The sequence below is a fragment of the Streptomyces rectiviolaceus genome, assembly GCF_039533825.1.
Taxonomy (GTDB): domain Bacteria; phylum Actinomycetota; class Actinomycetes; order Streptomycetales; family Streptomycetaceae; genus Streptomyces; species Streptomyces rectiviolaceus.
This window is the reverse complement of sequence record NZ_BAAAUG010000167.1, coordinates 1-20706: the sequence shown is the minus strand read 5'-3', so window position 1 is coordinate 20706 and position 20706 is coordinate 1. Positions and strand designations below refer to the sequence as shown.

The 20706-nt window shown below is 70.0% G+C and carries 22 protein-coding genes, 1 tRNA gene and 1 pseudogene; 4 read left to right on the top strand and 20 right to left on the bottom strand.

The features are described 5' to 3' along the window. Window positions 1-352 (top strand): annotated as a pseudogene (locus tag ABD378_RS36755) (glycosyltransferase 87 family protein); the annotation flags it as partial. On the opposite strand, the gene ABD378_RS36750 reads toward ABD378_RS36755, so the two are convergent. The 3 genes from ABD378_RS36750 to ABD378_RS36740 form a co-directional block, all read right to left on the bottom strand. After that, entirely contained in the window at window positions 331-564 is a 234-nt protein-coding gene (locus ABD378_RS36750; protein WP_016643127.1) for a hypothetical protein, read from the bottom strand. The pseudogene ABD378_RS36755 and the gene ABD378_RS36750 sit on opposite strands and share 22 nt — an antisense overlap. Before the next feature lie 3 nt (window positions 565-567). Continuing rightward, window positions 568-759 (bottom strand): hypothetical protein, encoded by a 192-nt coding sequence (locus tag ABD378_RS36745; RefSeq protein WP_344528421.1) that lies wholly within the window; start codon window positions 757-759, stop codon window positions 568-570. Window positions 760-845: 86 nt separating this feature from the next. Further along, on the bottom strand, window positions 846-2354 hold the full coding sequence (locus ABD378_RS36740; RefSeq protein WP_344528419.1) for an MFS transporter: 1509 nt from the start codon (window positions 2352-2354) through the stop codon (window positions 846-848). 94 nt (window positions 2355-2448) lie between these two features. Between ABD378_RS36740 and ABD378_RS36735 the strand changes: the two genes are divergently transcribed. After that, a complete protein-coding gene (locus ABD378_RS36735; protein WP_386545146.1) occupies window positions 2449-3378 on the top strand; it encodes a helix-turn-helix transcriptional regulator in 930 nt (309 codons plus the stop codon). On the opposite strand, the gene ABD378_RS36730 is transcribed toward ABD378_RS36735, so the two are convergent. From ABD378_RS36730 to ABD378_RS36700, 7 genes are all read right to left on the bottom strand, one after another. Beyond that, window positions 3370-3442 (bottom strand) — tRNA-Ala (locus ABD378_RS36730). The two genes, ABD378_RS36735 and ABD378_RS36730, sit on opposite strands and share 9 nt — an antisense overlap. Window positions 3443-3606: 164 nt before the next feature. Further along, window positions 3607-4248, bottom strand: a complete 642-nt coding sequence (locus ABD378_RS36725; protein WP_344528415.1) for a histidine phosphatase family protein — start codon at window positions 4246-4248, stop codon at window positions 3607-3609. Further along, window positions 4245-4691 carry a ribosome silencing factor gene (gene rsfS / locus ABD378_RS36720; protein ID WP_344528413.1) on the bottom strand — a complete coding sequence of 149 codons (447 nt, stop codon included), beginning with the start codon at window positions 4689-4691 and terminating at the stop codon, window positions 4245-4247. Before rsfS ends, ABD378_RS36725 begins: the two co-directional genes overlap by 4 nt. A gap of 165 nt (window positions 4692-4856) precedes the next feature. Next, window positions 4857-6584 carry an LCP family protein gene (locus ABD378_RS36715; RefSeq protein ID WP_344528411.1) on the bottom strand — a complete coding sequence of 576 codons (1728 nt, stop codon included), beginning with the start codon at window positions 6582-6584 and terminating at the stop codon, window positions 4857-4859. A 16-nt stretch (window positions 6585-6600) separates the two neighbouring features. Beyond that, window positions 6601-7239 (bottom strand): nicotinate-nucleotide adenylyltransferase, encoded by a 639-nt coding sequence (gene nadD, locus ABD378_RS36710; RefSeq protein ID WP_344528409.1) that lies wholly within the window; start codon window positions 7237-7239, stop codon window positions 6601-6603. A gap of 63 nt (window positions 7240-7302) precedes the next feature. Then, window positions 7303-7464: a hypothetical protein gene (locus ABD378_RS36705; protein ID WP_344528407.1), complete on the bottom strand. Its 162-nt coding sequence runs from the start codon at window positions 7462-7464 to the stop codon at window positions 7303-7305. An 84-nt stretch (window positions 7465-7548) separates the two neighbouring features. Then, complete coding sequence (locus ABD378_RS36700; protein WP_344528425.1) at window positions 7549-7815, bottom strand: hypothetical protein; 267 nt, start codon at window positions 7813-7815, stop codon at window positions 7549-7551. A 99-nt stretch (window positions 7816-7914) separates the two neighbouring features. On the opposite strand from ABD378_RS36700, the gene ABD378_RS36695 reads away from it, so the two are divergent. Further along, the gene (locus ABD378_RS36695; RefSeq protein WP_344528405.1) at window positions 7915-9063 is read left to right on the top strand and encodes a M48 family metallopeptidase; all 1149 of its coding nucleotides are present in this window, start codon (window positions 7915-7917) and stop codon (window positions 9061-9063) included. Between the two features lie 3 nt (window positions 9064-9066). On the opposite strand, the gene ABD378_RS36690 is transcribed toward ABD378_RS36695, so the two are convergent. The 5 genes from ABD378_RS36690 to proB form a co-directional block, all read right to left on the bottom strand. After that, window positions 9067-10134, bottom strand: coding sequence for an SCO2583 family membrane protein (locus ABD378_RS36690; protein ID WP_344528403.1), 1068 nt, complete (start codon window positions 10132-10134; stop codon window positions 9067-9069). 66 nt (window positions 10135-10200) lie between these two features. Further along, window positions 10201-10779: an SCO2584 family spore wall biosynthesis protein gene (locus tag ABD378_RS36685; RefSeq protein ID WP_344528401.1), complete on the bottom strand. Its 579-nt coding sequence runs from the start codon at window positions 10777-10779 to the stop codon at window positions 10201-10203. A gap of 67 nt (window positions 10780-10846) precedes the next feature. Further along, window positions 10847-12148: a glutamate-5-semialdehyde dehydrogenase gene (locus tag ABD378_RS36680; RefSeq protein WP_344528399.1), complete on the bottom strand. Its 1302-nt coding sequence runs from the start codon at window positions 12146-12148 to the stop codon at window positions 10847-10849. Window positions 12149-12222: 74 nt separating this feature from the next. Continuing rightward, window positions 12223-12702 carry a hypothetical protein gene (locus ABD378_RS36675; protein ID WP_344528397.1) on the bottom strand — a complete coding sequence of 160 codons (480 nt, stop codon included), beginning with the start codon at window positions 12700-12702 and terminating at the stop codon, window positions 12223-12225. Window positions 12703-12935: 233 nt separating this feature from the next. Further along, a complete protein-coding gene (gene proB / locus ABD378_RS36670; RefSeq protein ID WP_344528423.1) occupies window positions 12936-14042 on the bottom strand; it encodes a glutamate 5-kinase in 1107 nt (368 codons plus the stop codon). 304 nt (window positions 14043-14346) lie between these two features. Here proB and ABD378_RS36665 point away from each other — a divergent pair, with 304 nt between their 5' ends. Further along, window positions 14347-16437 carry a hypothetical protein gene (locus ABD378_RS36665; RefSeq protein WP_344528395.1) on the top strand — a complete coding sequence of 697 codons (2091 nt, stop codon included), beginning with the start codon at window positions 14347-14349 and terminating at the stop codon, window positions 16435-16437. 122 nt (window positions 16438-16559) lie between these two features. Here ABD378_RS36665 and obgE read toward each other — a convergent pair whose 3' ends face one another. The 5 genes from obgE to ABD378_RS36640 all read right to left on the bottom strand — a co-directional run. Beyond that, window positions 16560-17999, bottom strand: a complete 1440-nt coding sequence (gene obgE / locus ABD378_RS36660) for a GTPase ObgE (protein WP_344528393.1) — start codon at window positions 17997-17999, stop codon at window positions 16560-16562. A 134-nt stretch (window positions 18000-18133) separates the two neighbouring features. Continuing rightward, a complete protein-coding gene (rpmA, locus tag ABD378_RS36655) occupies window positions 18134-18388 on the bottom strand; it encodes a 50S ribosomal protein L27 (protein WP_148013939.1) in 255 nt (84 codons plus the stop codon). A gap of 14 nt (window positions 18389-18402) precedes the next feature. Next, window positions 18403-18723, bottom strand: a complete 321-nt coding sequence (gene rplU / locus ABD378_RS36650; protein WP_160505004.1) for a 50S ribosomal protein L21 — start codon at window positions 18721-18723, stop codon at window positions 18403-18405. Window positions 18724-18887: 164 nt separating this feature from the next. Then, window positions 18888-20195: a phospholipase D-like domain-containing protein gene (locus ABD378_RS36645; protein ID WP_344528389.1), complete on the bottom strand. Its 1308-nt coding sequence runs from the start codon at window positions 20193-20195 to the stop codon at window positions 18888-18890. A 223-nt stretch (window positions 20196-20418) separates the two neighbouring features. Then, a partial coding sequence (locus ABD378_RS36640; protein WP_344528387.1) for a hypothetical protein occupies window positions 20419-20706 on the bottom strand: 288 nt, incomplete at its 5' end.

Sequence of the window (20706 nt, the reverse complement as noted above, 5' to 3'; positions counted from 1 at the left end):
GGTCGCACGGGCGGCGGCGGCCTGCGCGGCGACGGCCCTTCTGGTCAGCCCGGTGTCCTGGTCGCACCACTGGGTGTGGTGCGTGCCGATGGCGCTGCTCGTGTGGACGGAGGCGGCGCGCCGGGGCGGCCGGGCCCGGTGGGCGGCCACCGGCGCCGTGGTCCTCGTCTTCTGTTCGTACGCCCTGTGGTGGGTTCCGCACGGCGTGGGACGGCTTGAACTCGGCCAGAATTATGGCGAGATGACGCTGTCCGCCCTCTACGTAGGGACCGCTTTCGCGTTCCTGCTGCAGGGAATCGGACGCCGGACGCGCCTGGGGATCAGGCGAGATCAGGCCGTGGCGAAGGAATAGAAGCGCTTGAGCGTGCAGTGTTCGTCGAGCAGCCGGCCATAGATCGGCTCCCCTTCGAGCTCGCGGTACGTCTCGATGGGGTCGCCCTTTATGATCAGCGCCCGCGCGCACTCCTCGCACCAGTACTGGTAGTCCGGGTTGACGGGTTCCATGTCGCGGACGATCGGCGTACCACTGCCGCACCAGTCGCACTTCCGCCTGTGTGCACCCATCAATCAGCTCCAGCTGTGGCCGCAGGCCGTGCACACGTACGAGACACCGCCGTTGTCGCCGAGCACTTGGGCGACGTGGGAGGAACCGCAGGACGGACAGGTCAGGAGGGTGATCGCCGCGAAGGGAGCGGCAGCGCGGCGCGGCGCGGCCACTGCGATGGGGCGGCCGGCCCCATCGAGGATGCTCGCAGGCATCGCTCTCCCTCCCGTCGGGTCACATTCGGTGGTCTGGTGCGGTCCCCTTCCGGCTGTCCGATTCTGCCACGGCCTGAGCGACCCGGTCAGCGACGCCGTCGTACCAGTCCGGACACGGCGCCCAGTGCGGCCGCCCCGGCCAGTGCGTACACGCACACCAGGAGAGCGTCCGCGGATGAATACGCCCCGGGAGCCCCTTGTGACTCAAGCCGGTTGAGGAAAAGTGCGCCAAAGCACGCGACGCCGAGCAGCTGGCCGAGCTGAGCGACCGTCGAGAGGAGCCCGCTGGCGTCCGCGGCGTCCTCGGGCCGCACCGCGGAGAGCGCCCGGGTGAGCGTCGGGCTGAACCCGAGGGAGAGTCCCGCACCGATGCCCACGAAGGCCGCGTACAGCCACAGTCCGCCCTCCCCGCCGTCCCGGAGGAGCAGCCCCACCGCGACCGCCGACACCGCGGTGAGCGCGAACCCGCCGGGAATCAGTGCCCGTTGGACCGCCGCAGGCCAGTGGCGCCAGGTCAGGCCGACCACTCCGAAGACCACCGCGGTCGGCGCGAACGTCAGACCGGCGCGCAGCGCGCTGTAACCGAGGCCGCCCTGGACGTGCAGCGTGAGCACGAACAGGAAGCCCGCGTTGACCGCCATCACCGCGGCGATCCGGAAGACGGCGAGTCCCATGCCCGGCATGCGCAGGACCCGAGGCGCGATCAGCGGCGCCCCGCCACCGCGGGCGAGCCGGGACTCGTACGCGCAGAAGAGCGCGAAGAGAACCGCCGCCGAGCCGAGCGAGAGCCAGGACCACAGCGGCCAGCCCTCCTGCTGGCCGAGCACCAGCGGCACGGTGAGCAGTGAGACGACGGCACCGAGCAGCACGAGCCCCGGCAGATCGAGCCCACGCGCCCGCTGCACCGGCTTTCCGGCGACCGGCCGCCCGGCCGCCGCCCCACCGCCCGCGCCGCCGTCACGCGGCAGCACACGCCGCGCCATGACCAGCAAGGCCACGCCCACCGGCACGTTCACCAGGAACACCGGGCGCCATCCCGTGCCGAACAGATCGGCGCTGACCAGGACTCCGCCGAGCACCTGCCCCGCCGCGGCCCCCACGGCGAGCACCGCCGCGTACGCGCCGAGCGCCTTCGTCCGCGCCTCCCCGGTGAAGTTGCGCTGGATCAGGCTGAGTACCTGCGGGATGAGGAGCGCCGATCCCGCGCCCTGCAGCAGCCGGAAGGCGATCAACTCGCCCGTGCCCCGGCTGAGTCCGCAGGCGAGCGAGGCGGCGGTGAAGACCGCGAGGCCCAGGAGGTAGACGCGACGGTGCCCGAGGCGGTCGCCGAGCCGCGCGCCGGTGATCAGGAGCACGGCGTACGTGATGGTGTATCCGGCGATCACCAGCTGCAACCCGGCGCCCGACGCGCCCAGTTCATCGCGGATGGTGGGCGCGGCGACATTGACGATGAAGACGTCGAGCAGCGCCATGAACTGCGCGGCGATGACGACCGCGAGGAGCCGCCCGGGGCGAATGTCAGTGCCGGGGGCTTTACTGAATGCGGGACTTGAACCAGCGGGATCCGCTGCGGTGGACGGGGTGGTCGTTGTCATGGCACCGAGCGTGACGGCGAGTTGGTACGGGTAACGAGAGCCCGCTGATGCTGGTACTGACAGCACCTGGCAAGGCTCGGGGCGTGGACCGACGATGGGGGATGTGACGACGATGGGGACGACTCAGCGACGCAGGCCGGAGCTCGCCGCCTTCCTGCGCGGCCGCAGGGCCAGGGTGACACCGGCCGACGTGGGCATGCCGCCGGGCCTGCGCCGCCGCACGCCGGGCCTGCGCCGCGAGGAGGTCGCCCAGCTCTCCGGGGTCGGCGTCACCTGGTACACGTGGCTGGAGCAGGGCCGCCCGATCAACGCATCGGCGCAGGTCCTTGACGCCGTGGCGCGCACGCTCCGCCTGGACAAGCCCGAGCGCGAGCACCTCTACCACCTGGCCGAGGTGCCGTACGAGCCCGACCGCAGGACCGCGTCCCCCGCGGCCGTCGGCCCAGAGATCCAGGGCATCATCGACGCCCTCGACCCCCACCCGGCGGTGGTCTACAACGCGCGGTACGACATCCTCGCCACCAACCCCGCCTATCGAGATCTCTTCTTCGTCCCGCAGCTGGCGGCCTTCGGGGTGCCGAACGTGCTGTGGACGCTGTTCATCGCGCCCGATCCCGTCTGCCCGCTGGTCTTCCGCGAGTCGGAGCTGCCGGTGATGGTGGCGACGCTGCGCAGCTCGTACGGACGGCATGTGGGCGAGCCCGCCTGGGAGGAGTTCATACGCCGCCTGTCCGCGGCGAGCGCGCACTTCGCCGAGCTGTGGGAGAGCGGCGACGTGGCGCCGCCCGGGCCGCGCGTGAAGACGTTCCGGCACGAGGCGGTCGGTGAGCTGCGGATGACGTCGGTCTCGCTGTCCATCAACGGCATGCCGGAGTGCAGGATCGTCGCGTACACACCGGACGACGAGGAGAGCCGCCGACGGGCGGCCGAGCTTCGTGGGCTCAGACCCCCGGAAGCAGAAGGCTCTCCGGAAACGGAAGGATCCCGCCCTCTGATGAGGACGGGATCCGGATTGTGGAGCTAAGGAGAATTGAACTCCTGACCTCCTGCATGCCATGCAGGCGCTCTACCAACTGAGCTATAGCCCCGTGTGCCACGCGGCGGAGCCGCATGATGTTCCGTCCCGCTCGGCGGGCGAACAAGAAGAACTTTAGCCTGCGACGAGCCGGAATGTGAAATCCGGGTGACGGAGCCTCCGGGGCGCCCTCTCAGGCCCTCCGACCAGCGGCTCTCGCCACCCGCCCGTCCAGCGCTAATCGTCGTCGCCGAGCACGGGCTCCGGCAGCGTGCCGGCATTGTGCTCGAGCAGGCGCCAGCCCCGCGCGCCCTGGCCGAGCACGGACCAGCAGCAGTTGGAGAGCCCACCGAGGCTCTCCCAGTGGTGGGACTCCAGGCCGAGGAGACGGCCGATGGTGGTGCGGATCGTGCCGCCGTGGCTGACCACGACGAGCGTGCCGTCCTCCGGCAGCTTCTCGGCATGGCGCAGCACGATCGGCGCGGCCCGGTCGGCGACCTCGGTCTCGAGTTCGCCGCCACCGCGGCGCACCGCTTCGCCGCGCTTCCACGCGGTGTACTGGTCGCCGAAGCGCGTGATGATCTCGTCGTGCGTCAGGCCCTGCCACTCACCGGCGTACGTCTCCTGGAGGCCCGGCTCGTGCTGGATCTCCAGGCCGGTGAGGGCGGCGAGCTCACTCGCGGTGGCCGCCGCCCGCTTGAGGTCGGACGCCACGATGGCGTCCGGCTTCAGCGAGGCGAGCAGCCGGGCGGCGCGCCTGGCCTGCGAGACACCGGTGTCGGTCAGCTCGATGTCCGTGGAGCCCTGGAAGCGACGCTCCAGGTTCCAGGCCGTCTGGCCGTGCCGCCACAGGATGATCCGGCAGCCGCGGTTGGTCACCGAAGCTCACCGTCCAGATCGGCTGCCTCCTCCGCGGCGCGCTGCTCGGCGTGCTCGGCGGCCTTGCCGCGGGTCGCGACGGCGTCCGCGGGCAGCTCGATCTCGGGGCAGTCCTTCCAGAGGCGCTCGAGGGCGTAGAAGACACGCTCCTCGCTGTGCTGGACGTGCACCACGATGTCCACGTAGTCCAGGAGGACCCAGCGGGCTTCGCGGTCGCCCTCGCGGCGCACCGGCTTGACGCCGAGGTCCTTGCTGAGCCGCTCCTCGATCTCGTCGACGATCGACTTGACCTGGCGGTCGTTGGGCGCGGATGCGAGCAGGAAGGCGTCGGTGATCGACAGCACGTCACTGACGTCGTACGCGATGATGTCGTGCGCGAGCTTGTCGGCGGCCGACTGTGCGGCGACCTTGATGAGCTCGATGGAGCGGTCCGTGGCGGTCACTAGTGAGCTTTCCTTCAGGTGGTCAAGACACACCAAGGGTCTCACGGACCGCCGACAGCACTCCCGGCCATCGCACGATCACCCTGTCTGCTGCGTCACCCCGGCCGGGAAGGCTGCTTCGCCCCGGCCGGGAATGCTGTTAGACCCCGGCCGGGGTCCGTGCCGTCAGCCCGTCTCGTAGTCCTGGCCGAGGACGACCGACACATCCGCGTTCGGTGCGGTCTTGCCCTTGCGGACCGCGCTTTCGGGCAGACCGAGGGTCTTGGCGACCTCGGTGGCCTGCGTCTTCTTGTCGGCGTCGGCGTACGTGACCTGCGATGCCGTCTGGGCCGTAGAACCCGCGCCGCTGTCGACGAAGGTGTAGCCGCCGTTGACCAGCGAGATCCGCGCCTCCTGCCCCGCGCCCTTGCTGCCGGAGGCGTTCTTGACGCCGACCCGTACGGCCGCGCCCTTGTCCGGGTTCTTGACCGCCCCGCCGAGGACGTTCTTGACGACGCTCGCGCCGGCCTTCTCCGAGAGCGTCCCGTCCTGCTGCACCGGGAGCAGCTGCGTGGAGTAGTCGCCGCCCTTCGCGCGGTCGGCGAGCTTGGCGAGGAAGGCGCCGAGGTCCTTCTCCTTGAGGGAGGGGTCCAGGATCTGCGCCAGCGACTGGACGGTGGTCGTCGCGGCCTGCGGGTCGGACGACAGCTTCCGCAGGACGCCCTGCATGACCTGCCCGAACCGGTCGAGCTGCGCGGTCTCGGTCTCGCCGGACGCGCGGTAGGTGGCGTACGCGACGGCCATCGGGCCGCTCAGGGTCTGCTGCTCGCCCTTCTTCACGAGGGGCGCCTCGCCCTTCTTGGCCTTGGGGTCCGGCACATTGGCGTCCGTGTCGATGTCGATGTTGCCGACCAGCTCGACGAGGTTGTTCAGGTAGGGGGTGTCGAGCCGCCACGTGCCCTCGACCTGGGTGCCGAGCAGGCTGTCGATCGACTCGCGGGTACCGGTCGAACCGTCGTCGTCGACCGACTTGCCGAGCGTCGTCCCCGCGCCCTCGTCGTTCGTCACGGAGAGGGAGTTGGGCAGCAGGACGGTGCTGCCGCGCTCGGTGGTGGTGTTGTTCACCAGGAGCGCCGTGGAGGTGCCGCCGCCCTTGGTGTTGTGCAGGTGGACGACGATCACGTCGCGGTTCTGCGGCCCGGCCGCCGCGGCGGCGTCGCCGGACGCGTCGTCCGACAGGCCGGGCAGCTTGCCCGCGTACCAGAGATAGCCGACGCCGCCCGCGATCACGAGCGCGAGCGCCACGACGAGGGCGACGACCCGGGAACGCCCGCGCCGCTTGGCCTCCTCGCGCCGCTCGGTGCGGCTCTCGGTGAACTTGAGCCAGTCGATGACGTCTTCGGACTCTTCGTCCGGCTCCTCGATGAAGGAGAACTGCTGGGTCTCGTACGCGGGGTCGCGGCGCTCCGGCTCACGCCGGGGCTCGGGTTCGAACTCCGGCTCCGGCTCCGGCTCCGGTTGCCGCGACTGCTGCGGGATCCAGCCGGTCTGCGTCTGCTGGGCGGCCTGCTGCTGGTACTGCTGAGGCTGGTGGGACTGCTGCTGGTCGTAGGTCCCGGTGCCGTACGAACCGGAACCGGAGTCGTACGAAGCGTCATACGGAGGGACAGGAGGCTGCTGCCCCGTCGCGTAAGGGTCGTAGCCGTAGCCCTGCGGCTGCTGCGGCTGCTGTTGTTGCTGCGGCGGCTGCTGCTGGGCCTGAGCGCCGTACTGGTCGTACGAAGCCGAGGGCTGCACCTGCTGGTACACCGGCTGGCCGTACTCGTCGTACCCGACGACCTGGTACTGGTCAGCCGCGTACTCGCCCGCATATGGGTCGCCGCCCGCATACGGGTCGTACTGTCGGTCGTTCACCGGTGCCCCTCTCGGCTCAATCGCCGCGGTACAGCTCGCGCTTGTCGATATAACGCACCACACCGTCCGGCACCAGGTACCAGACGGGATCTCCCTTGGCGACCCGCGCACGGCAGTCCGTGGACGAGATGGCGAGGGCCGGGACCTCCACAAGGGAGACGCCGCCTTCAGGAAGCCCGGGGTCGGACAGCGTATGGCCGGGCCGGGTGACCCCGATGAAGTGCGCCAGGGAGAACAGCTCTTCGGTGTAGCGCCAGGTGAGGATCTGGCCGAGGGCGTCGGCGCCCGTGATGAAGAACAGGTCCGTGTCGGGATTGAGCGTGCGCAGATCGCGCAGCGTGTCCGTCGTGTAGGTCGGCCCGCCGCGGTCGATGTCGATGCGGCTCACCGAGAACTGCGGGTTCTCGGCCGTCGCGATGACCGTCATCAGATAACGGTCCTCGGCCGGGGACACCGCCTTGTCGCTCTTCTGCCACGGCTGCCCGGTCGGCACGAACACCACCTCGTCGAGGTGGAACTGCGCGGCGACCTCCTGGGCCGCCACCAGGTGTCCGTGGTGGATCGGGTCAAACGTTCCGCCCATGACGCCGAGGCGACGTTTGCCCTTGCTGGCCGGGCCGGTACCGGGACCGGTAGGCATGTCCTGCTCTCCCATGCGTGCAGACCCTACCGGCCCGGTCGACGGGCTCTGTTTCAGCCGTCCGTTCCGTGAGACCGCTCAGCGGTCCCGGTTGAAGCGCGTGGTGATCCACAGCAGCAGCATCAGCGCGACGAACGCGCCGCCACCGGTGATGAGAGGGCTGATGCTTGCGTGCTCGTCGACGTGCTTGCCCTCGGAGGCGAGAGTGACCAGCTGGGAGGCGGTGCTGTGGAGGCTCATCGTCGGCAGGACCTATCCGGAGGTGGGCGGGACAAAGACTTCCGGGCCATCGTATGCGGGGGCACCGGCCGAGCTCACGCCGACTCAGCTGTTCTGGTCCGCGCGGTCGTCCTTGTCGCCCCCACCGGGACGGTCTTCGCCGCGTTCGGCGTCCCCGCTCCCCCGCTCGGCGTCGGCGTCGGCGCCCTGGCGGTAGCCCCGCAGCAGGAACCACGCGACGAGCACGCAGCCGACGACCATGACGATCAGCACGACGCGCAGCAGATTGCCCGCACCCTGCTCCTTGGCGGCCAGACCGGCCGCCTCCGTGACCCAGTGGTGGGCTGCGGCGCTGTGCTCCATGACGGCCATGACGGGCGACTCCATTCGCTGTGCTGCCCTGTCACGGTATCTCCGCCTAGGCTGGGTCCCACCTCGGGGGCATGACTGGACGAGCATGGGGGATGGGGCATGACCGACGACAACGACCACGGCCTGCAGGACGGTGGCCACGAGAACGGTGGCCACGAGAACGTGCCGAGCAGGCAGCGCAGGCGCTTCCCCGGCATCTCGTCACGGGCGTACGAGCACCCGGCGGACCGCTCGGCACTGGTGGCCCTGCGCAAGCTCACCGGCTTCGACACCGTCTTCAAGGCGCTCAGCGCGCTGCTTCCCGAGCGGAGCCTGCGGCTCCTGTTCCTCTCGGACTCCGTACGGGTCTCCGACGCGCAGTTCGCGCACCTCAACACCATGCTGCGGGACGCCTGCTACATCCTGGACCTGGAGAAGGTCCCGCCGATGTACGTGAACCAGGACCCGAACCCGAACGCGATGTGCATCGGCCTCGACGAGCCGATCATCGTGGTGACGACGGGCCTCGTCGAGCTGCTCGACGAGGAGGAGATGCGCGCGGTCGTCGGCCACGAGGTGGGCCACGCGCTCTCCGGCCACTCGGTGTACCGGACGATATTGCTCTTCCTCACCAACCTCGCGCTCAAGGTGGCCTGGATCCCGCTCGGCAACGTCGCGATCATGGCGATCGTGACCGCCCTGCGCGAGTGGTTCCGCAAGTCCGAGCTGTCGGCGGACCGCGCGGGGCTCCTGGTCGGCCAGGACCTGAAGGCGTCGATGCGCGGCCTGATGAAGATCGCGGGCGGCAACCACCTGCACGAGATGAACGTGGACGCGTTCCTTGAGCAGGCCAAGGAGTACGAGTCCGGGGGCGACCTGCGGGACTCCGTACTGAAGATCCTGAACGTGCTGCCGCGTACGCACCCCTTCACCACCGTGCGCGCCGCCGAGCTGAAGAAGTGGGCCGAGACCCGCGACTACCAGCGGATCATGGACGGCCACTACCCCCGCCGCGACGAGGACAAGGACACCTCGGTGTCGGACTCCTTCCGCCAGTCCGCGTCCAGCTACGCGGACGACGTACGCCACAGCAAGGACCCGCTGATGAAGCTGGTCAACGACATCGCGGGCGGCGCGGGCGACCTGGGCGGCAAGCTGCGCGGGAAGTTCACCGGGCAAGGCGGGCAGGGCGGTCCGGGCGGGCAAGGCGGTCAGAGCGGCGGCCGGAACGACGACCCGCCCGCCGAGGACACGCGACCCGAGAAGTAACCCTCAGAGCGAGGGCTGGGCGGTCGCCGAGAGCGAGCCGCACAGCGCCGTGGCGTCACCCGTCGCGTACGGGTCGGTGCCCGCGGGGCCGCCCGCCTTCGCCTTCTGTCCCGCGAGCAGCGGCCGCAGCTGGTTGGCGGCGTCGGCGGAGCAGGCGAGCGGGCCCGCCTGCATGTACGACACGAGCAGCTCGGCCTGGCGCATCCGCAGGTCGTCGCGGTCGAAGCGGAACTGCAGCTCGCGGCGGACGGTGAACAGCGAGGCCTTGACGTGCTCGCCCTTGCCGGCCGGTCGCAGGGCGTAGACGAAGGTGTGGTCGGAGGTCACCTCGAGGGTGTTCTTGTCCGTCTCGGTGGCGTGCAGCGTGCCGTGGACCCGGATGCCGGACGAGGCGAGGGCCGTCTTCGTCGGGTCGAAGCGCACCAGCCAGCCCGTGGGCGCGTGCCGCCCGTCGGCCGCCGGGTGCGCGAAGCTCTCGTCGAACTGGTCGAGCTGCTGCGGGTCGAGCAGGATCCGCGCGGAGCGCACGGCGCCGCCGGTGAGGACGTCCGGGTCGAGCGAGGACTCGACCAGATAGTCCTTGGCGGTGGTCAGCGCGGTCATCACCTGACCGTCCGAGAAATGCGCCGTGCGGTGCGCCGCCGGGAGGTTGATGCCGGAAGCGCCCACCCGGAACTGCGCGGCCGGGCTGTGCGCGTACAGGTCGGCCGGCTTCTCGGCGCCGGGCACGGCGCCCGGCGGGGCCAGCGGTATGACCGTTATCCGCAGCGGCTCGGGGCGCTGGGCGGCCGGGGTCTGGTACGGGTGGCGTACGCCCATGTAGATCGCGGTGCCGAAGGCGACGGCGATCAGCAGGACGAGGATCACGGCCTGCTTGGAAAGGTGCTTGTGGCGCGCGGGAAGGCGGCGCACCGCGTGTGTGTGGTCACTCATGCGCTCCTGCGCGGAGTACTCCTGGAGCCGCGCGGCGCGGACGAACGACTCGTCGAACACGACGGATCGGTACTCGTCCTCACCACCGGCGGGAGCGCCCTCGGGGGTCCCCTCAGGTGGTTCTCCTGGCCCGCCCATACCTTCAGGGTAGGTCTCAGCGCCGTTCGGTAAACGCCCTGGTACACGACAAGTTCTGACAACTTCTCACGGGGTGCGCGGGGTCGCCGACACGGGCGGCTGGCCGTACTCCGCGGAGGCGGACGGCTCCGTGGAGACGGGAGGCGGGGCCGGGTCCTGGCGGCCCGTCGACGCGCCGCGATAGACCGCGGTGAAGGCGAGCGCGACCATGCCTATGCCCATCAGGAGGGCGAGCATCCAGGCGACGGGGCGGTGCCAGCGGTTGCGGCTTCCGTAGCCGCTCCGCCGGCCGTACCCGTCCTCGGCGAACTCCCGGTCGTACACGTCGTCGAGGTCCGGGTCGTGGCCGAACTCGCCGCCGTCGTCAGGGCCCCAGCCCTCGTCGTAGAGGTCGTCCTCCGGCGAGTCGCGGCCCGAACCGCGGGTGCGGGCCCGGCGGCTCTCGGCCTCGGAGGCCTCGGCGCGCGCCTGGGCCGCGGCCAGCAGCCGCTCCACCGCGGTGGGCTCATGGACCTTGGCGGCCTTGACGAAGTCCTCGTCGAAGACCACGGAGGCGAACTCTTCGTCCGCACCCCCGCGGTCGCGGTTGTCGTCGGGCTCCCAGCCGTCAGGAAACGACGGCGTGCCCCCCACGTCCTCCGGCACCCTTCCAGCGTAGACCCGGAAGGGGCAATCTGGGCAGGCGGTACGGGAATTGGACCCGTGCGGGAATTCAGCGGGTGTGACCGTCGCCGGTGACGATGTACTTCGTCGACGTCAGCTCGGGAAGCCCCATCGGGCCCCGGGCGTGCAGCTTCTGCGTGGAGATGCCGATCTCGGCGCCGAAGCCGAACTGGCCGCCGTCCGTGAAGCGCGTGGAGGCGTTCACGGCGACCGTCGTGGAGTCCACGAGCTGGGTGAAGCGGCGCGCGGCCTGCTGCGAGGTGGTGACGATCGCCTCGGTGTGCCCGGACGTCCACAGGCGGATGTGCTCGACGGCCTGCTCAAGGGAGTCGACGATGCCCGCCGCGATGTCGTACGAGAGGTACTCGGTCTCCCAGTCCTCCGTGGTCGCGGGCACGACGGTGGCCTTCGACCCGTCGGCGTACGAGATGACCCGCTCGTCGGCGTGCACGGTGACCCCGGCATCGGCCAGTGCGTCCAGGGCGCGCGGCAGGAAGGCGTCGGCGATGTCCGCGTGCACCAGGAGCGTCTCGGCGGCGTTGCAGACGCTGGGGCGCTGGGCCTTGGAGTTGATGAGGATGTCGACGGCCATGTCCAGGTCGGCATCGGCGTCCACGTACACGTGGCAGTTGCCGGTGCCGGTCTCGATGACCGGGACGATGGACTCCTCGACGACGGTCTTGATCAGCGAGGCGCCGCCACGCGGGATGAGGACGTCGACGAGGCCGCGGGCGCGCATCAGCTCGCGCACGGAGTCGCGGTTCTCGCCCGGCACGAGCTGGATGGCGTCGGCGGGCAGGCCCGCTCCGTGGACGGCATCGCGAAGGACCCGCACGAGCGCCGTGTTCGATTCGTACGCCGATGACGAGCCCCGCAGGAGCACCGCGTTGCCGGACTTCAGGCAGAGGGCGGCGGCGTCCACGGTGACGTTCGGGCGGGCCTCGTAGATGATCCCGACGACGCCGAGCGGGACGCGGACCTGGCGCAGGTCGATGCCGTTCGGCAGGGTCGAGCCGCGGACGACCTCGCCGACGGGGTCGGGCAGGGCCGCCACGTCGCGCACGTCGGCGGCGATGGCGCGGACCCGCTCCGGGGTGAGCGTCAGACGGTCGACGACGGACTCGCTGGTCCCGGCCTCGCGGGCGCGGGCGGTGTCCTTGCCGTTGGCCTCGATGATCTCGGCGGTGCGCACCTCGAGGGCGTCGGCGATCGCCAGGAGCGCGTCGTCCTTGGCGGCGCGCGGCAGCGGCGCGAGCGTCGCGGCGGCGCCGAGGGCGCGGTAGGCGGCCGGGGCGGCGCCGGAGAGGTTGTCGTACGGCAAGCCCGAGAACGGAGGGGTGAGGGACGTCATGCCCGCAGCGTAATGCGGAGCGGCCAGGGTCCACCCGCTGTTTCAGCAGCCGAGACCGCTGTGCTCACGACGGCTCAAAAAGGGTGCACGCCCACCGGGGTCGCCGGAAGCGGACCGTACCCCTCCGCGATCCGCTGGTGGTACGTGTCGCGGTCGATCACTTCAAGCCCCACGATCTCCCACGGCGGCAGCTTCGCGCTCTGCCGGTGCTCGCCCCAGAGCCGGAGCGCGACCGCGGCCGCGTCGTGCAGGTCGCGGGCCTCTTCCCAGTACCGGATCTCCGCGTGATCGGGGGCGTATCGGCTGGTCAGCAGAAAGGGATGGTCGTGGGCGAGCTGTTCGAGGCCTCGCCTGACCTCTTTCAGCGGGGCCTCGGCCCCGGAGACGCTCAGGGTGACGTGCCACAGACGGGGCGCCTCCACCGCCTCGCCCTCCTGGCTCTCGTCCGTCTCGCCGGCCGCTCGCGTGTCGGTGTACGTCGCCCCCGCGGCGACGCTGGTCAGGGACCGCTCAGCCGACGCGCGGGACGACGCTCCCGGGCGCACTCGTCTCACGACGGCCTCCTCTACGCAATGGTGGTGCGGATACGCAATGGTCGTGCGGAAGTGTCTGGAACAAAGTTGAGCAGGCCAAGCGCCCCCGCGGGGCGGTTTTGGGGAGTTTCACCTCGCAGGGACCAGTCGGCACACGGCGTTCGCGCCTGTTTTCGGCCGGGGACCACTGGGGCTGCTGTGACTCCTGAGACGGCAGAAACACGGACCACGGGGGCTCAGGGGGGCCGGACCTGCTAGTCGTGCAGCAGGGCCAGGTCGTCGCGGTGCACCACTTCCCGCTCGTACGCCGGTCCGAGCTCCCGCGCGAGCTCCCGCGTGGAACGGCCGAGGAGCTGCGGCAGTTCCTTGGCGTCGAAGTTCACCAGACCGCGCGCCACGGCCCGCCCCGCGGTGTCCCGCAGCTCCACCGGGTCGCCCGCGGCGAAGTCGCCCTCGACCGCCGCGATACCGGCGGGCAGCAGCGATTTGCGCCCCTCGACGATCGCGCGCACCGCCCCGTCGTCGAGCGTCAGCGCGCCCTGCGGCTCGGACGCGTGCTGGAGCCACAGGAGCCGGTCGCCGGTGCGGCGGCCCGTGCGGTGGAAGTACGTCCCGGTGTCGCGGCCCGCGAGGGCGTCGGCGGCGTCGCTCGCGGAGGTCAGGACGACGGGGATCCCGGCGGCGTCGGCGATCCGCGCGGCCTCGACCTTGGTGACCATGCCGCCGGTGCCGACGCCCGCCTTGCCCGCGCTGCCGATCTGGACGTGCTCTATGTCGGCGGGTCCTGTCACCTCGGAGAGCCGGGAGGTGCCGGGCCTGGCCGGGTCGCCGTCGTAGAGGCCGTCCACGTCGGAGAGCAGGACGAGGAGGTCGGCGTGGACGAGGTGGGCGACGAGGGCGGCGAGCCGGTCGTTGTCGCCGAAGCGGATCTCGTCCGTCGCCACGGTGTCGTTCTCGTTCACGACGGGCAGCGCGCCCATCGCCAGGAGCTGGTCGAGGGTGCGGGATGCGTTGCGGTGGTGGGCGCGGCGTGCCATGTCGTCGGAGGTGAGGAGCACCTGCCCGACGCGTACGCCGTAACGCGCGAAGGAAGCGGTGTAGCGGGCCACGAGAAGCCCCTGGCCGACACTGGCGGCCGCCTGCTGCCTCGCGAGGTCCTTGGGGCGCCTGCGCAGCCCGAGCGGCGAGAGCCCGGCGGCGATGGCGCCGGACGAGACGAGCACGATCTCGCGCTCGCCGCCGCTGCGGCACTTGGCGAGCACGTCAACGAGGGCGTCAACGCGATCGGCGTCCAGACCTCCCGACGCGGTGGTCAGGGACGAGGACCCGACCTTGACGACAACCCTGTGGGCCTCTGCGATGCCCTGCCTTGCCCCAGCCACGTGCTTCCCCAATGATCCTGAAGATCCCATTCCCTGCCGGACCAGCAATCTACGCGAGTGAGCGCGTGGGGTGCCCGCGCATTTCGAGGGGCGGACCGGAGAGGGGCCAAGGGCTCCCCCGAGGCAATTCCCGGCCTCGAGGTTCAGTACCTTTGCCCCTTTATCCGGTGATTGTCGTCACGGAAGATTGCTAGAGGGCCACCGCACGTCATACGGTCAGTGGTCGTCTTCCCCGACTTCCCCCCGTCCGATCCCCCCGATCCCCCGCCAGGAGCCCAAGCCCGTGCCCTCTGCCGGACTCGCACCCCGCCGCATCGTGCAGCTCTCCGCGCTGTTCGCGATGTTCGCGCTCTTCACGGCCCAGCTCGTCAGCGCGCTGGTCCCGTACGTACCGGTGTTCATCGCCGCATCGGCGGCGAACCTCGCGCTCGACGTCTATCTGCAGTACAAGCAGCCGGGGCTCCTCTCCCTCCTTGGCAAGATCCGTTTCGATGTCACCGTCAGGCAGCTCCTGCGCGACATGCTGATCCTGGTCGGCCTGCTGCGCATCGACGGCATCGAGCCGCTGGCCGAGCAGTCACCGCTGACCATCTCGCTGCTCGCGTACTACTTCCTGCACTTCGGCTGCCAGGCCACCGCCATAATGGTGCGCCGCAGCCGTCAGCTGCCGATCGTCACGCGCAACATCGACGCGTCCGCGCTGCACCTGACCGCTGCCCCGCCGCGGATCCTCTCGCGCCGCCAGGCCCACCGCCTGCTGACGTTCTCGATCCCCGCCACGGCAGGCCTGATCGTCACCGCGGCCACCACGGACGCGTACTGGGGCGGCATCGGCCTCGGGATCTCCATCGCCCTGATGGGCCTCGGCGCGATCTACCTCGCCACGTGGCTGCTCCCCAAGAAGCGGGCGAAGAACGACGAGAAGGTCATGGAGTGGCTGGACAACTGGCTGGCCGAGTACCAGCCGTCCGTCGCGATGTACTTCTCGGGCGGCGCCACGTCCGCGTACCAGGCGAACATGTGGCTCTCCACGCTCTCCAAGCTCGACGGCAAGCCGCTGATCGTGCTGCGTGAGCGGTTCATGGTGCAGAAGATCGACGCGACGGACGTCCCGATCATCTGCTTCCCGAAGGTCGCGACGATGTTCTCCCTGGAGACCTCGACGCTGAAGATGATGCTGCACCCGGCGAACGCCGCGAAGACCTCTCAGGTCCTGCGCATCCCCACGATCAAGCACGCCTTCATCAACCACGGCGAGAGCGACAAGCTGTCCTCCTGCAACCCGTACGCGAAGGCGTACGACGAGGTGTGGGTGGCGGGCCCCGCCGCGCGCGACCGCTACCAGGCCGCGGACGTCGGTGTCGACGACAAGGACGTGGTCGAGGTCGGCCGCCCCCAGCTGTCCCCGATCCTGCCGACGACGGGCGCCCCCACGGGTCCGTTCACGACCGTTCTGTACGCCCCCACCTGGGAGGGCTGGGACGGCAACCCCGGCAACACGTCGGTGACCCTCGCGGGCGAGAACATCGTCCGGCACCTCCTCGCCGACCCCGGCGTCCGGCTCGTCTACAAGCCGCACCCGATGACCGGTTCGCAGGACCCCCGCGCCGGCGCCGCCAACGAGCGCATCAAGGCGATGATCCGCGAGGCCGCCGCCAAGCGTTCGGGCGAGCGTCCCGGCCCGGAGGCGGCCGCCGAACTGGTGCGCCGCACCGCCGAGTTGGACCAGCTGACCTCGACCGCGTTCCGCAAGAGCGTGGACGAGATGGAGCGGATGATGCTCCAGGGCACGCCCCACGGCGACCAGCAGGCGGCTGTCGCCGAGGCGACGGCGGCGTGGGAGGCGGCGTACTGGGCGTCGTTCCCCGAGTGGGAGCACCAGATCATCACCACCGCGCGCCCCGCGATCTTCTCCTGCTTCAACCAGGCCGACCTGCTGATCAGCGATGTCTCCTCGGTGGTCTCCGACTGGCTGACGAGTGAGAAGCCGTACGCGGTCGCCAACACGTCCGGCATGACCGAGGCGGACTTCCGCGCGGGCTTCCCGACGGTGAGCGCGGCGGCGATCCTCTCCCCGACCGCCGAGGAGGTCCCCGCCCTCCTGGAGGCCGTCCGCTCCCCGGAGAAGGACACCCACGTCGACGCCCGCGTGGCCCTCAAGGAGCACCTCCTGGGCCCCTCGGACCCGCCCTCGCTGGCCCGCTTCAACGAAGCGGCCCTCGCGCTTTCGGCCAAGGCCGACGAGCGCCGCATCCGCATGGCCACCCGCATCGACGCGGAGATCCCCGGCCAGCGGGCGGCGGAGGACGCGGCGGAGGAGATGGAGTCCGACCCGACGGAGCCGAACGGCGCGGAAGACTCCGTGACGGCGTAGCCGCCGGGCGGCGCCTTGCGCAGAGGGAAGGGCCCCGGAGCTTCTGCTCCGGGGCCCTTCCCTCTTACATGACTGCGGGTGCGTCGTGGCTTGTCGCGCAGTTCCCCGCGCCCCTTACGGGACTAGAAGGGTTCGAAGTCGTCGTACGCCTTCTCGACGTCGTCACGCTCGGAGTCACGGTCCCGGCGGCGCTGGGCCGCGGGGCGAGGCTCCTCGAGGCGGTGGTCCTCGCCGCGGCGGCCGAGCATCTCCGCACCGGCCATCACCGAGGGCTCCCAGTCGAAGACGACCGCGTTGTCCTCGGGGCCGATGGCGACGCCGTCGCCCGTGCGGGCGCCCGCCTTCATCAGCGCTTCCTCGACGCCGAGGCGGTTCAGCCGGTCCGCGAGGTAGCCGACGGCCTCGTCGTTGTTGAAGTCGGTCTGGCGCACCCAGCGCTCCGGCTTCTCGCCGCGCACGCGGTAGATGCCGTCGTCGCCGAGCTTGACGGTGAAGCCCGTGTCGTCCACGGCCTTGGGTCGGATGACGACGCGGGTCGCCTCCTCCTTCGGCTTCGCGGCACGCGCCGCGCCCACCACCTCGGCGAGCGCGAAGGAGAGCTCCTTGAGCCCCTTGTGCGCGATGGCCGACACCTCGAAGACGCGGTAACCGCGCGCCTCCAGGTCGGGGCGGACCAGGTCCGCGAGGTCCTGGCCGTCCGGTACGTCGATCTTGTTCAGGACGACGACCCGCGGCCGGTTCTCCAGGCCCGCGCCGTACTCCCGCAGCTCGGCCTCGATGATGTCGAGGTCGGAGACGGGGTCACGGTCGGACTCGAGGGTCGCGGTGTCCAGGACGTGCACCAGGACGCTGCACCGCTCGACGTGCCGCAGGAACTCGAGCCCGAGGCCCTTGCCCTGGCTTGCGCCCGGGATCAGACCCGGTACGTCGGCGATGGTGTAGACGGTCGAACCGGCCGTCACCACGCCGAGGTTGGGGACCAGCGTCGTGAACGGGTAGTCCGCGATCTTCGGCTTGGCGGCGCTCAGGACCGAGATCAGCGAGGACTTGCCGGCGCTCGGGTAGCCCACGAGTGCGACGTCCGCGACCGTCTTGAGCTCCAGGACGACGTCGCCCGCGTCGCCCGGCTCGCCGAGGAGGGCGAAGCCGGGAGCCTTGCGGCGGGCCGAGGCGAGTGCCCTGTTGCCCAGGCCGCCGCGGCCGCCCTGCGAGGCGACGAACGTCGTGCCCTCGCCGACCAGGTCCGCGAGGACGTTGCCGTCCTTGTCGAGGACGACGGTGCCGTCCGGCACGGGCAGGACCAGGTCCTGGCCGTCCTTGCCGGAGCAGTTGTCACCGGCACCGGGAGCGCCGTTGGTGGCCTTGCGGTGCGGGGAGTGGTGGTAGTCGAGCAGGGTCGTGACCGACTGGTCGACGACCAGGATCACGTCACCGCCACGGCCGCCGTTGCCACCGTCAGGGCCGCCGAGCGGCTTGAACTTCTCACGGTGGACGGAGGCACAGCCGTGGCCCCCGCTACCCGCGGCGACGTGCAGCTCGACGCGGTCCACGAAGGTGGTCATGGGATGTGCCTCCAGAAACGAACGAAATGTTAAGGGCGAAATGCCCTTAGGTGTAACACGCGAAGGGCGGACCCGCTTCCCGGCAGGGAAGTGAGGTCCGCCCTCGCGAAGAACCTGTTCTACGGAAGCCTGATTCAGGCGACCGGAACGATGTTCACGACCTTGCGGCCACGGTGGGTGCCGAACTCGACCGCACCGGCGGCCAGCGCGAACAGCGTGTCGTCCTTGCCACGGCCGACGCTCGCGCCGGGGTGGAAGTGGGTGCCACGCTGGCGGACCAGGATCTCACCGGCGTTGACGGTCTGACCGCCGAAGCGCTTCACACCGAGCCGCTGAGCATTGGAATCGCGCCCGTTCCGAGTGGACGATGCGCCCTTCTTGTGTGCCATCTTGTCTCAGTCCCTTACTTCGCAGCCGTGGGGATACCGGTGACCTTGATCGCCGTGTACTGCTGGCGGTGACCCTGGCGACGGCGGTAGCCGGTCTTGTTCTTGTAACGAAGGATGTCGATCTTCGCACCCTTGTGGTGGTCCACGACCTCGGCCGTGACCTTGATACCGGCAAGCACCCACGGGTCACTCGTCACGGCGTCGCCGTCGACAACGAGCAGCGTAGAGAGCTCTACGGTGTCGCCAACCTTGGCGGTGGGAAGCTTGTCAACCTCAACGATGTCGTCGACAGCAACCTTGTGCTGACGACCACCGCTGCGCACGATGGCGTACACGGATCTCTCTCTCGCTCGGAACGGGACCCCCGCAGTCCAGCCGTCCGCATGACGCGGTCGGCCTCTCCCGGACGCCAGGCGCCGGAAGGAAATCAGGGTTTACAGGGGTAGGACGTGCCTAGTAACACGCCGACGGTCAAGATTACGGGGCTTGGCCGGAAGGGTCAAACCGGCTTCTCACCGTCTGGCGGCAGCGGCTTGACGCCCTTGCACAGATCGGTGCCGTCGGCCTTGCCGGGCCAGGCCACGGTCCGTACGTGGTCGAAGTGTCCGCGGTACGCGTCGTGCACCGAGTCGTCGTCGATCTTCACGATCGCCTCGTCGTTCTCGCGCAGCGCGGGCGCCGTGTAGTTCTGCGAGCCGGTGAAGGAGAGCTTGTTCTGCTTGCCGTCGTACTTGCCGTCGATGAGCAGGTACTTCGAGTGGATGATGTAGGGCGTCACCAGCTTGGTGCCGGGGTGCAGCGGGTCCCGGTCGTCGTTGAAGCAGCGCATGGTCGGCCCGCCGGTCTTGTGCAGCGCCTCCCAGGTGCCTGGGGTGCCGCCCTGGCTCTTGGCGCTGTCGGTCTCGGCGTAGACGATGCTGACCGTGCAGCCCGCCTTCTTGAGCGAGACGAGCTTGTCGGCGATCTGCTTCCGGGTGATCTTGAAGATCGAGGCGCGGATGTTGGTGTGCCGTGCCACCCCGGCCGCGTCCCTGTAGTTGCACTGCACGTTGTTCAGGACCGAGTACATCGTGTCGGTCTCGTTGACCGTGCCGGAGCGCGGGAAGAAGTACGCCTTGTAGAGGCCGTCGCTGACCGTGCGGTAGTCCCAGTTCCGCCAGTCCTTGCGGATCATGTCGGCGAAGTAGTCGGCGTACGCCTCGTACATCGTCGGGTTGTTCGGGAGCTGCAGCGCGTCGTTGAAGAACCTCGTGTGCGCGGAGGGCGTCGAGTTCGACGTGGTCTGCACGACGACGTCCCTGGCGCCCTCGACCTGCGAGAACAGCCAGAACTTGTTGTGCATGATCGACTTGCCGTACGCCGGGTCGCCCAGGCAGGACTTGCCGGTCGGGCAGAGCGTCACGAAGGACGACTTGTTCTTGTCGGTGCCGAGCTCCGCCGCCAGCGTTCTGTACGAGGTGTTCGTGGGGCGGTCGCTCCTGCTGGTCTCGTCGAGCACCATCTGTACGTTCACACCGCGGTGCTTGGCCGCCACGAGCGCGTCCACGACCGGGGCCTCCCACACGTGGTAGACCGCGACCTTGATGGTCGAGCCGGGCACCGCGGCGTTCGTCAGCTCGATCAGGCGGGTGCGGATCGCGTGCTGCTCCTCGGGGGTGCCCAGCGGATCGTTGAAGATCGGCGCCTCGGCCAGTGGCGGCTCTCCGTCCGCAGCCGCCGTCCCCATGGCGCTGACGGTCGGGATCCCCGCCGCCGACAGGACCGTGGCCAGCGCGACGGCCTGGCGGCCGCCCTTGATCTGCTTCACGGCACGGTGACGTCCCGTGCCTCTCAGGCGACCGTGCGCCATCGTCCATCCCTCCCCTGACACGAACGGAACGTCTCCCCAGACGCCACGTTCGCGTGCTCCTTCACCAACCGCATGAGTTTTACAGGTACTTCACTGTGTTCCAACAGCCAGATGCCCCCGCCATGGTCAATTCACCATGTCGGGGGCACCCGGTCATATGTGCGGACTACGAAGGACGAGGTCAGCCCTCGTCGGCCGCGGAGGACTTGACACCGGACGGCGCCTGCTCCGCCGCTGCGGTCTTCTTCGTCGTCTTCGACGCCTTCTTGGCCGTCGTCTTCTTTGCGGCCGTCTTCTTGGCCGCGGTCTTCTTGGCGGCGGCCTTCTTCGCGGGCGCCTTCTTGGCGGCGGTCTTACGCGCCGTCTTCTTGGCCGGAGCGGCTTCCTCGGCGTCCGCCTCGGGCTTCTCCGTGGCCTTCTCCGGGGCCTGGGTGGCCTTCTCCGCCGACGGGACGACCAGGACGGCCGC